The 12,591-nt window shown below is 44.4% G+C and carries 11 protein-coding genes; 4 read left to right on the forward strand and 7 right to left on the reverse strand.

Annotated elements, in window-relative coordinates; all coding sequences use genetic code 11:
* Window positions 1–311: 311 nt before the first annotated feature.
* Genes MH215_RS12210 through MH215_RS12225 form a run of 4 tightly spaced genes read left to right on the forward strand, consistent with a single transcriptional unit; the run spans window position 312 to window position 3,284 of the window.
* Window positions 312–1,067, forward strand: a complete 756-nt coding sequence (locus MH215_RS12210; RefSeq protein WP_239290486.1) for a hypothetical protein — start codon at window positions 312–314, stop codon at window positions 1,065–1,067.
* A 53-nt stretch (window positions 1,068–1,120) separates the two neighbouring features.
* A complete protein-coding gene (locus MH215_RS12215) occupies window positions 1,121–1,261 on the forward strand; it encodes a hypothetical protein (protein ID WP_156395389.1) in 141 nt (46 codons plus the stop codon).
* Window positions 1,262–2,608, forward strand: a complete 1,347-nt coding sequence (locus MH215_RS12220) for an arsenic transporter (RefSeq protein ID WP_056694632.1) — start codon at window positions 1,262–1,264, stop codon at window positions 2,606–2,608.
* Between the two features lie 13 nt (window positions 2,609–2,621).
* Complete coding sequence (locus MH215_RS12225) at window positions 2,622–3,284, forward strand: DUF2642 domain-containing protein (RefSeq protein ID WP_239290487.1); 663 nt, start codon at window positions 2,622–2,624, stop codon at window positions 3,282–3,284.
* 202 nt (window positions 3,285–3,486) lie between these two features.
* On the opposite strand, the gene MH215_RS12230 is transcribed toward MH215_RS12225, so the two are convergent.
* The 7 genes from MH215_RS12230 to MH215_RS12260 all read right to left on the reverse strand — a co-directional run bounded on the left by MH215_RS12230 (window position 3,487) and on the right by MH215_RS12260 (window position 12,362).
* The gene (locus MH215_RS12230; protein WP_239290488.1) at window positions 3,487–5,142 is read right to left on the reverse strand and encodes an extracellular solute-binding protein; all 1,656 of its coding nucleotides are present in this window, start codon (window positions 5,140–5,142) and stop codon (window positions 3,487–3,489) included.
* 58 nt (window positions 5,143–5,200) lie between these two features.
* On the reverse strand, window positions 5,201–6,070 hold the full coding sequence (locus MH215_RS12235; RefSeq protein ID WP_056694637.1) for a carbohydrate ABC transporter permease: 870 nt from the start codon (window positions 6,068–6,070) through the stop codon (window positions 5,201–5,203).
* 19 nt (window positions 6,071–6,089) lie between these two features.
* Window positions 6,090–7,007 carry an ABC transporter permease gene (locus MH215_RS12240; RefSeq protein ID WP_239290830.1) on the reverse strand — a complete coding sequence of 306 codons (918 nt, stop codon included), beginning with the start codon at window positions 7,005–7,007 and terminating at the stop codon, window positions 6,090–6,092.
* Between the two features lie 268 nt (window positions 7,008–7,275).
* Window positions 7,276–8,376, reverse strand: coding sequence for a response regulator (locus tag MH215_RS12245; protein ID WP_239290489.1), 1,101 nt, complete (start codon window positions 8,374–8,376; stop codon window positions 7,276–7,278).
* A 5-nt stretch (window positions 8,377–8,381) separates the two neighbouring features.
* Window positions 8,382–10,202, reverse strand: a complete 1,821-nt coding sequence (locus MH215_RS12250) for a cache domain-containing sensor histidine kinase (RefSeq protein ID WP_239290490.1) — start codon at window positions 10,200–10,202, stop codon at window positions 8,382–8,384.
* 195 nt (window positions 10,203–10,397) lie between these two features.
* A complete protein-coding gene (locus MH215_RS12255) occupies window positions 10,398–11,279 on the reverse strand; it encodes a hypothetical protein (protein WP_239290491.1) in 882 nt (293 codons plus the stop codon).
* A 357-nt stretch (window positions 11,280–11,636) separates the two neighbouring features.
* On the reverse strand, window positions 11,637–12,362 hold the full coding sequence (locus tag MH215_RS12260) for a nuclease-related domain-containing protein (RefSeq protein WP_239290492.1): 726 nt from the start codon (window positions 12,360–12,362) through the stop codon (window positions 11,637–11,639).
* Window positions 12,363–12,591: the final 229 nt, after the last annotated feature.

A 12,591-nucleotide genomic window follows, 5' to 3' on the forward strand; every position in this document is an offset into this window, starting at 1 on the left:
CCGTAGGTCTTTACCTCATCCTATGCAGAAGTACAGAAAATCGTATGGGCGAATGCACAGTCCTGTATGTATCACATCCAACTTCACATGTAAAAATGTGAAGTAACCGTGTTATTAATCTATAAGTATACATTCAAATTTCATAGATTATAGCCAAAATAGTATAAAAATAGATTCCTGGCTAGTCCCTCCAAGAAGCATGTCACATATGCTTAAACTACAGACAGACACGAATGACAAATGGAAGGGATCACGATCACATCCACCATTTTTGTCCATCTGAACTTATATCATGGAAGGGGTAAAACACAATGTCTATGAATGGTCAAGGTATGAGAGGTTTGTTGGGAAGAGAAATTAAGATTAACCGGGGAGGTCCTGATTCAGTACAAGGTACACTGACGGACGTACGCTGGGACTATATGGCAATCAACTGTAAAGAAGGGATCGTCTACGTTAATGAATCACATGTCAAAAGCATAACAGATACAGGTCGTTCCGGTGGTAACAGAAATGCAGCCATGGGTAATCCTATTCCCTCCAACACGTTTTTGGGCGTTATGCAGGCTCTCCGCTTCCGCCGTGTTCAGATCAACCGGGGAGGCCCTGAAAAAGTCGAAGGTATCCTGGCTGATGCCAACCAGACCCAATTAATCATGGCTTTGAAAAATCAGGAGATTGTTCGTATTCCGATACAACATGTGAAATCTGTATCCGTCGTACGTGGTGGTAGCAACAACAACAACAATAACAATAACGGTAATACTAACAACAACAGTAATAATACAAGTCAAGGAAACCAAGCCGCTCAAGGTAATCAGGCAGTTCAAGGAAACCAATCCCGTGGCAATCGTTCCCAAGGAAATCAAGCCCAAGGTAATAAATCCGGCGGTACTAAATCCAGTGGCAACAAGTCGCGGAACAATCAAGGCAATCGCTCCCAGGGGCAACAGGTTCAAGAGAACCAAGCCCATGGCAACAAATCAGGTGGGAACAAATCCCGTGGCAATCAAGGCGACAAAGGCAGTCAATCCCGTGGCAACAAATCTAGCGGTAAAAAGAAGTAATCAAACTAAACTAATATCTTAAGTTATCTATTAGCTTAAAGGGGGGAATTATCATGTTGATCTTCATCACATTAGTCTTAATTGGTGTGCCTTTTTACTGGATCGTTGCGCCCGGAAGACCTACCACTCCATCCCATGAATATCTACTCCAAGCTTCGTCCGGACTTCTCCCCCTGGGAGGTGAATCACAGTAAATGTCGGACTACCAGATGTGGTTAACCTTTGGGGTATTTATCATCACTGTCATTTTCCTGATGTGGCGTCCTGGTGGATTAAATGAATCCATCCCCACTTCACTTGGCGCCCTTCTTCTTATTTTAACTGGAGTGAGCAGCTATGCTCATATTGTTGGAATCTTCGGAATCGTATCTGGTGCAGCCGTAACGATTCTCTCTACCATTGTAATGTCAATTATTCTGGATAGCATCGGTTTTTTTCGCTGGATCGCCTTGAATATGATTGAGAAAGCGAGAGGTTCTGGCTTTCGATTGTTCTGGCTAATTCTATTACTTTGTTTTCTCATGACCATCTTCTTCAATAATGATGGCAGTATTCTAATCACAACACCGATTATTATTCGAATCTGTTTCATTCTTCGTTTGAAAATGCATCAACAGTTGCCCTACCTGATCTCCGGTGCGCTCATCGCTACGGCTTCCAGTGCGCCAATTGGACTAAGTAATCTGGCTAATCTGATTGCTCTGCAAATGGTAGGCTTAAATCTGAATACGTATACTCTGATGATGTTTGTGCCCTCTATGCTTGCGATCATGGTGATGACCGTACTTCTATTCTATTACTTCCGCAAGAGTATTCCCAAAGTCATCCATCACTTCCCTGTATCCCTGCAATCTTCATCAGGTTCAGGATATCACCCACTACAGACGGATGAAACGGAGAATAAAGTAGACTGGTGGCTGTTCCGTGTCTGTATAGGCATCGTTGTATTTATCCGAGCAGGATATTTTTTAGCTGAGCAAGTCGGTATACGCATGGAAGTTGTCGCACTCACCGGTGTTATTCTCATGCTCGTTGTGCGTTGGTACCGTACCCGTACTGGACTCAAAGATGTGATAACACAAACACCTTGGCACATTCTACTCTTCGCCTTCAGCATTTATGTTATTGTGGATAGTCTTCACCGAGCAGGAATGACAGCATCCATTATTCAGTGGATGCAACCTATGATAGAAGGGGGAAATGCCAGTATTATCGCTGTATCGGGGTTGATGCTCACTCTACTTTCCAATCTGTTCAACAATTTACCTTCTGTCATGATTGGAACCTTTGCCGTTACAGATCTTCAACTGAGTGAATCTCAACTACATCTTGCGTATCTTGCAAATATTCTGGGAAGTGATATCGGAGCCTTGCTGACACCGATAGGTACCTTAGCAACATTAATTTGGATGTATATATTAAAGACCCATCATATTCGAGTCTCCTGGAAACAGTATATGAAAGTAACCATCATTGTGGTACCCATCAGTCTGATTGTTAGCCTAATTTCATTATTTATTTGGACATCTATAATCTATTGAGAGGAGGAATACTGTGGATCTCGTTACGCATTGGCTGGGTAAATCAATTGAATTGGAACTGTCTGGTTGTAAACTTCCAATTCAAGGAGAGATCATTGATGTAGGTCAGGATCTGATTGTAGTCTATGAAAACAATCGTTTTGTCTATGTTCCACTTCACCATATTCAAACCATGCACGCCAACGCCTCAGATTTAAGTGTAGTTATTCCGAAGCCTGATCCCGAGATAGATCACGACAACATTTCGTACCGAAAAATGCTGATGAACGCCCGTGGACGATTCAGCGAGATATCTATCGCAGGACGAAAACTGCATGGTTATATTACGAACATTATGAATGACTATTTTATGTTCTACTCTCCCTTATATCATTCTTCTCTATACGTTTCAATCAATCATCTGAAGTATATTATTCCATCTCCTACCAACAGCACCCCCTACTCTCTTAGTCAGCAACACTTTCCTATTCAGCCCTCGTCCATGTCACTCTCCCGTACATTCGATCAGCAACTGCATAAAATGATAGGCCAACTTGTTATTATCAACCTTGATTGCAAGCCTTACCATGCAGGAGTACTGAAGACTATTAATGGTCATTTACTTGCACTGGTAGAAGCGGAAGGGACTTCTTTAATTATGCATACCGACCATATCCAGACTATTCACCTCCCTTGACTACCAGCAGAATGAAAGGTTCATCTGTCTATATCTGATGAACCTAACCTAATACTTCCCTCCTACCATCCCTTTAGTTTAGAGCTAACATTCAAATCAAAAGAACCAGGACATCATGTCCTGGTTCTTTTGATTTGAAGTAGACCAGTGCTTTTCACTGTAATCTAGTCCCTCCAGATATACTTCATTCCAAGCAATAATTTCACTCTGACTTTTCAAAATCAGCCTGTTGCTGTTCATAGATTTCATAGAAATCTTCCCATACTAATACATTGTCCTTTTCCTTACTCCACCAGTCTTTGTACCACGCTTCAATCTCCGAGCCGCCACCTTGCTCCCACTTCTGCTGCGCTTCCGTCGCAGCCTGTTCCACAGTATACTTACTGCCGCCAATAATGGAACGTGTGTAAATATCATTGATGGCTGTCGTTACATTGGTCAGCTTCACCTGCAATTCCTTCGGCAACTGCGGCATATGCTCTGAATGGGTAACACCTTCACCTACCGGAAGATCTGTCATATATACCTCTCGCGCTTCTTTAAAGAGACGGAGCCCTTCTTTTTGCGATGGAATTTCCTCACTGAATAGCATTTCAGTGTATCCGCATTTACCTTCCTCTAGACGACTGTACAGCATTGCATAATCACCTGCCCAGCTTACCTCCTGTTTATATTTCTCCTGATCCGAAATCCGCGGACAGCCTTGATCGTTCAACGTATAATGCGTGCCTTCAAATCCATTTTTGAAGGTTCGGCCCGTCTCTGTTTTGGTCAGAAAGTCGATATATTGCATCGCTGCTTCCGGATTTTTGGCACGAGCATTAATGGCGGCTGTCATCTGAACGGGATTGTTCCACACCATCGTATGCTGTCCTACCGACGTCATAGGCAGCGCAATGACCTTTAATTTGGCTTCGGGAACATTCTGCATCAGCGTATCCAGTTCCTTAGCTGCAAATCCCGTATAATCTGAAGTCATGGCAGCATACATGCCTATTTTTCCATTCAAGAAATCCTGTTTGGCCTTAGCCCCATCCTTATCCGTCAGGAGGTCCTTATCTACGACGCCAGCTTCATATAACGCACGTTTGAAAGCTGTTGCTTCCTTCATATTGTTCGGTCCGACCACAACCTCGCCGTTCTCCACATTCACCCAGTTGGCGTTGTACATATAACGGAATAGACCTGCTGTATCGCCAAACTGAAACCCGCCGATGCCGTATGTATCGTTGGCTCCATTTCCATCCGGATCTTGCTCAGTAAAGGCTTTCGCGACTGCGAGCATCTCTTCTTCATTGGTCGGCACTTCTAGATTCAGCTTCTCCAGCCAATCTTCCCGAATGAAAAAGCTCGTCAGCGGAAACACCTCGTTCATACGCCCCACTTCATATAACTTGCCATCACTCTTCAGGCCAGCCTTTTTGAGTTGAGGATATTTCTCCATCAGCGCCTTGTATTCCACACTGGAGTTCTCGATCAGGTCATCTAATGGCATCAACTGTTTCTGATTAAACAGTGTGTTTCGGATCGGTGTACCGAATTCAAAGATAAGATCCGGCGCACTGCCAGAAGCAAATAATACATTCAGCTTGGATTGGGATTCCCAGCGGGGAACTGCTGTGTATTTTACATTTGCCGGGCCATTCTCATTAATCCACTTCGACCACATATTATCTTCAATCGTACCCATTCCGCTTGGGACAGCTCCTCGATCATAGATCGTTGACGTGATGTTCCCTCTATTACCTTCGCCCTCAGCCTGTTCACCTGAACCTCCCCCAGTGCATCCAGCCAATAACCCGCCAATTAAGCCCAGAACGAGACTCGACTTCATCCATGCCTTCATCGTTAATGCCATAGATAAGACCCTCTTTCTCCCTATATTATGAACTGATGCGATGTGACCGACAGTCTGCCTAACCCTTAATGGAGCCAAGCATGACCCCTTTGACAAAGTACTTCTGCAAGAACGGATATACCGCCAAAATAGGTATGACCATCACGATGACAGCCGCTGCTCGGATACCTTCTGGAGTCAGATTTGAAATCATCGTTGGATCGGTAAAATCCTGTACATTCAGATTCGACATAATCATGTTTTGGACTAGCACGGTCATGTTGTATTTGGATGTATCATTGATATAAATCATCACACTCATGAATGAATTCCAATAGCCTACGCCGTAAAAGAGAGCAATCGTCGCCAGTAATGGTTTGGATAACGGCAGTACGATTCGGAACAAGAGCCCAAGCTCTCCACAACCGTCGATGCGTGCAGCCTCGTCCACTTCCCCTGGTAGATTTTCAAAATAAGATCGCATGATCAACATGTTATACGTACTCACGAGACCCGGTAACCAGAGTGCGCCATAACTGTTCACGAGACCGAGATTCTGCACAACCAGATACGTTGGAATGAGTCCACCGTTAAAAATCATCGTAAATACCATCGCCATCGTAAAAAAGCGTCTGTGATAAAAATGTCTACGTGACAACGGATAAGCCGCCATAATGGTTACGGCCATACTTAGCCCTGTACCGATTAAAGTAATCTCCACACTGTTCCAAAATGCATTCAGAATCGGCGTCCCCGTAATCAGACTGTGATACGAGAACCATGTAAAATCAACCGGCCATAAGCCTACCTGACCAGATACAACGGCTCTTGCATCACTGAATGATAAGGCGACGATATTCAGTAGAGGCAGGATGCAGCTAATCGCTACCAATGACAACAATACATAATTGATTAGGTAAAAGACTTTTTCTCCTCTAGTTTTTCTCATGCCGCTTTTGTTCCCCTCCCTACCACAAGCCTTCGTTAAATCGACGTGCAATATAGTTCGCGCTGAAAATGAGGATAAAGGCGACTAGTGACTCAAATAGTCCCATTGCTGTCGTCAGGCTGAACTGTGCTCCCTGAAGACCCGTGCGGTATATATACGTACTGATGACATCAGCAATCTCGTTAACATTGGAGTTCTGAAGCATATACACTTGGTCGAATCCAACCTCCATCACCCGTCCCATCGACAAGATCAGTAGGAGGATAATCGTAGAGCGAATGCCTGGAAGGGTCACATGCCAGATCTGACGCAGCTTACTGGCTCCATCCATCTGCGCAGCCTCATATTGACTCGGATCAATCGTTGTTAAAGCCGCGAGAAAAATAATAGCGTTGAAGCCCATGTCCTTCCAGATCCCTGACCCGACAAACACCGCAACCCAGGAACCCTTGTTATACATAAACGGATAAGGTTCTCCTATCCAAGCCTCAACGAAGCGGTTTACGATTCCATTTTCTAACGAGAAAACCGTCATGATCATCATCGCAATAATGACCCAAGAGAAGAAATGCGGCATATAGACTACCGTCTGTACTGTCCGTTTGAAAGCCATGTTACGCACTTCATTGAGCATAATCGCCAGAATAATCGGAATGGGGAATCCAATAATGATGCTTAATAAACTGAGGAACAAGGTGTTGCGAATAATCTCCACCGTACGTGGATCACTGAACAGTGTCTGAAAATGCTGCAAGCCCACCCATGGACTATTCCATAGACCGTCGTAAAAATTATAATCCTTGAAGGCCATGACCAATCCCCCGATGGGTGCATAACGAAAGGTCAGATAGAACAAAATTACCGGAACAAACATCACCATTAACGGAATATTCATCTTGAATCGTCGCAACCGTTGCTGCCGAATACGCTGCTTCATTTCATCGTCCGGTGGTTGGAATCCAGATGGCGAACCTGCGGTCAGTTCCCCCTTCATTTGCATCACTCCCTTCTACTGCTGATGTACTATAGTTGTATTTTAGATAAAAATGTAAGCGTAAACATTCGATATTTAACGATTCTTTTTTAAATTTCTACACAAAAATAACCCCACATGGCCTGATGGGGTCATCCTTGATTTTGCGCTAAGGGAGCGGGTTTCGTTCGAAACGATATACATTAGGTAAAGCAGGCTGTTTATTACACGGCTACTTATGGGGAATTCCGCCTATTTCCTTGTCTACCTGTTCACCTTTTTGCTTACGGTATTCGCGGGGTGAGACACCTGTCATTTGTTTGAATACCGTCGTGAAATAACTGGAATTATCGAACCCCGTTTGTTCCGCGATATCCGCCATGCTCTGCCGGGTACGGTGAAGCAGCAGCTTGGCTTTCTCAATTCGGCGTCTACTAACATATTGGCTGAAGCCTTGTCCGGTCTCTTTTTTGAACAAATGACTTAAATAATTGGGTGTCACATGAACATGCGTGGAGACTGATTGCAGTGTGCAACTTCTGAAATAATTCATCTCAACGTACTGCATCACTCGTGTAATGACATGATCCTGATGTTCCTGAGTTAACCTTCTCAGCATATCCAACCACTCTTCACTCTTGCAGCGAGCCCAGGCGATGACTTCGGGTACGTGATGAACCCATAGCAGTGGCTCTGGACCAAATTGCTCCGTGCTACTGAAATCCTGGAGTTGAAGCTGCTGTGCCAGCAATTCTGTCATCACCTTCATCAGCATATGTACCTCTTCTTTCGCTCGTGGCAGAGTCATCTGGGATGCTTCTTTCAAGAGACCATCTATACGATGAGTCATCGCTGCGAATTGATGGTGAAGCAATAGCGAATTCAGTTCCTCTTTCAGTCTTTCGGTTCGGTCGACCTGACTGTATTGTGCCCTGATTCGATTGTCGGACTGTTTCTGACGATAACGTTCATGTGCCTTACGGAGCACCTGACATGCTTCGTCGAGGGAAAACGGCTTCAGCAAAAATTCAATCGCTCCGTAACGGATGGCACGCTGTGCATATTCGAATTCACGATACCCTGTCAAAATAATAATCATGATGTCGCGTCCACTCTCGTGTATACGTTCAGTCAAGTCCAGACCGTCCATTATAGGCATGTTGATATCCGTAATAATTAGATCAGGTGTGCAATTGTCTACTGCTTGTATCGCTTCTTCTCCATCTGCTGCTTCCCCAACAACTTCCCAGCCAAGGGGATTATTCCGAATCAGATGGATCAGTCCTTGACGAAATAACGTTTCATCATCCACCACAAGCAAACGTCCATTCACAGAACCTACTCCTCTCTGTTATCTGAATGTTCTGAACGAGAATTCTCACCTAACTGATAAGGCAAGCATAGCCGTACAAGAGTGCCTTCATTTACCTTCGACTCGATCTGCACACCATAGGGTTCGCCATGAATGAGCTCAATTCTTCGAAGAACGCTCTGCATCCCTATATGTTGACGCTCCTCATCCACAGGTGCCATAGGTTCCATAATGCGTTCCATCACCGATGTGTGCATGCCGCAGCCATTATCTGAGACTTCTATGATAAGCATGTCTGGTACCGCATCCTGTCCATCTTGGTGTGAGCAACGAATATGCAGATGACGGTTATCTCTCTTATCTGCAAACGCATGAACAAACACATTCTCCACGATCGGTTGAAGCAGCAAGCGAATCACCTGGCAACGAAGCAATTCTGGAGGAACGAAAATTTCAATCGACAGCGCTTCCTGGTAACGTGCTTGCTGGATCTGCAAGTAATGTTCGATCTGGTTCATCTCGTCTTGTAAGGTCGTTAATCGCTGTACAGGTTCAAGCGTATATTGCAGCATTTCGGACAAGGCAGTGACAAGGCGAGCTGATTTCTCGTCACCAAGCATATAGAATTTCCAGAAAAACATACTGAGTGTGTTATACAAAAAGTGAGGGTTTAGTTGTGCTTGAATTGCTTTGAGCTCCGCTTCTTTCTCACTGAGTTCCCGCTCGTACACTTCATGGATCAGTGTGTCGATCCGGGAAGCCATCGCATTGAATCGTTCACCGATGAAACCTAGCTCATCCCGGGTCTCAATCTGTACCCGTGTATTGAACTGTCCATCACGCACTCTTTTCATCGCATTGACTATACTCGCCAGCGGACGCAACAACCTACCACTAATGATTGTGATAATAAGCCAGGAGCATACTATGCTAGCAACCGCAGAGAAAACGGCGACTTTTACGATGATCTTACCTTTATTCTGAATCTGAGCTAATGATACTTTGCTGACCAAGGTGAAATTAGCCTTGTCTGAGGTTTGTTTGGTATACAAATGCGTCGTGCCCTGTTCATCCCTAATCTCGGTTGCCCCTATACTCAACTCCTTCAAGGGTGGTGGATCGGCATCCTGATTATGAAAGGCATATAGAAGCTCACCATTGGTGTCGAACAGATACACCGCAACCTCATCATTTAGTCGCAGGTCTTTGAGATACGATTCAAACAGCGAGGTGTTAAACAGTATTAACATCACACCATAAGTCTCCAGATCAACAGAGCGCATTAATCGTCCTGCTAAGATCCAATTGGTCTTCTCTTCCTGTATAAATGCATCCGAATCCAGACGATTCCAAACATATTCGCCGCCTGTTCCTTCTAATCTATGAACCATCTCTGCCAAATAGGAGGGATTCATCTGTTGAAATGAGCCCGCAAAGGCTCCAAGACTAAACACGTTTTCTTTCAGATCATAAATACGAAGACCCATAATCTCAGGTGCATCCAAGCGTACCTGGTACAATTGATCATCCAATTCATCTTCCAGCTTCATCTGATCATAGGAGGAGATGCCTGTTTCTTGTGCCTTAATGGCATTTTTAACGGAGGGATTCAGGGTGATATAATCGGTGACTTTGTACATATCATTGACCCGGGAATCTAGACGTGCAAGGATCTGTTCTGCGGTAAGGCTGTACTGGCGACTCACTTCTTCATTGAAAAGGTCGATATGTATGCGATAGGTGATCAGCCCCGTGATTCCTGAGATGACTACTGTGGCCGCCGACAAAAACAATATGAGTTTAGTTTTGAATTTAAAGCGTTTACAAATATGATTCCACCACTTCACATACACTCACCTCACTCTTACTTCCTTACCAGTTTCTTGTAAAAACATATCATACCCCTATGTGAAAAAACAGAAAAACTCTGACAACCACAGAAGCGGCAATCAGAGTTTGAACACATTTGAATCCGTTGCATATTGCAAATGAAGGAATGAAATTGTACAACCAGACCAGACTTGCTCTTGGTCAAGCTGTCATTATTCCCCGTAAATTTCCTTGATTCGCTCTTCCTTGTTCGTAGACAACAAGACATTCAGGAATCCCATAGCATTGTTTGCCTCTGTTCTCGCTGCCTTGTACGCTTCGGCAAATGCTGCTTCATCCTGCGTAGGATCGAGCTCTGCTAGTTTGCCCCATGAGGTACGAGCCTTGTCATACAACGTGGTCAGTGTGATGTCATCCGTCGTTTGTGCAACAGGTGCCATCGACTCAAACTCGGAGGACTGTTGGAAGAAACGCAATGTATTAACAAAGGATGGAGCACTATAATCCTTGTTATTCATCGTATCCTCGGTAATTAACAGACCTTCTCGAGCAATAAACAGCGTTTTGACCATAGCACGCTCCAGGTTAGTCGCTTCCCCCCACGTTATGTAGGATACATCAGGTGCTTGAGTTGTCGTAAAGAAAGGAAACGCATCATCAATCAATTGCTGTGAATCCGCATGAATTGGAGTGCCCGTATTCAGATCAACTACAGCATCACTGTAGTTGGCAATGTTCACGTTCTTGGAATCTTTCTCACTTACACGGCGCACCGGGTGGTCATCTAACGGAATGCGGATATATCCTACGTTGTCCGCATACTTCTCAACGAGTTCATCCATCGTTGAATCAAGACCGATCTGCCCCTCTTTTACAGAAGAATCTGGCTCGCTTGTGTTGGAATCAGATGAAGTGTCGGCATCCGAACTAGCTGCTGTCTGATCTGCTGGCTTTTCAGTTGCGGCCGTTACTTGAGTGGAGTCCTGTGTCGGCTCCGCCGTCTTCGCTTCCTTTGCTCCTCCACCACAGGCGGTCAACACAGCCGCCAAGCTAAACAATGCAACGAACATTTTAATTGAACGATTCCAACTCATTGTGTGATCTTCCCCTTATCTTGTGATTGTCTCTGAGATTCATTAACCTGTACATCAAAGAATGAATAGAACTTCCGAACGCAATCCATTCATATGGAATGATTACATACCTCACAAATTTGATTCACATAACATGCATAGTTCACAATTACATATGATTTGTATTTTAGCATAAGTTAAATCTTGGGTGTATACGTCGATATACCTGTGCCATGTGGGTCTCTAATCTACCTACCCATATCGCGCTGAAAAATAAAGAAACACCGTTATCTAGTAGAAGACAACGATGTTCATGGATGCCTATTGAATTAAGGTCAATCACTTGTTACTTGTACAGCTTATACAGATGGCTTGAATCTACTTAATCCCTTTCGCCTTCTCCATATGCTCTGCTCGAATCTGAGAGTCTGTCGAATTCGCGGAGGATAACATCTCATAGATGGCTTGAATGTCCTGCTCCTTGTACACCGTCTCCGGGACTTCTGACTCAAGTTTCTCTGTCTTACGCAGAATCGTCTCTACGAGTTCATGATCATAGATGATCAGTTCATCCGATTGAACATAGCGCACAGCAGGATCAACGCTAATTCGGCAACGATTGGTGAACGTCACCATGGAGATCATGCGAACCCTTTTGTAATCCCCTAGATGTGCTTGAATGGCCTCCACATGTCCGCGATGCTGCATTAACGGATTGTACATCTTAATTCGGCTGCTGCTGACCGTCCAATTGGCCTCTCTTCTTCCCCCACGAATCTCTCCTGTGGTTAAATTACGAGTCTCAATGACGAAAATCCCTCTTGGCCCGATGACCACATGATCAATCTGCGAGTAACCTGAGCGGGATTTGGGATTGGTTACAAGTAAATCATGCAAACATTTGTACTCTGAGGGGAGACGGTACAGTTGCTCCGCCGTGCTTGGTTCCTCTGGTTGCTGGGACCAGTCCCCTTCCGTTTTACGACGACTGCGCGTCATCCGTGACCGACTTGGAATTGCTGAAGGCATCGGTGGGGCTGAAGCTGTGATCGAATTGGCTAGCTCTGGCTGCGACTTGAACAGAGACATTATTTTTTTGAACATGGGCAAGCTCCGTTCTATTTAGTGTAGGTTTACGGGTCTTTGCGGGAAGCGGAACAATATCCATTCGGGTCTTATGCAACTGTATTATGTAAACTTCTATTACTTATGTCGGATAACTTGCGAGAAAATTAAAGGGATATACGCCAAAAATTCAAGTTTCACTTCCATTATACATGGATATTTAACCAATACTGTGACTTTAGACGCATAAATATGAGGGGAAATGAAA

The sequence above is a fragment of the Paenibacillus sp. ACRSA genome, from assembly GCF_022346845.1.
In the GTDB taxonomy this organism is placed as follows: Bacteria; Bacillota; Bacilli; order Paenibacillales; family Paenibacillaceae; genus Paenibacillus.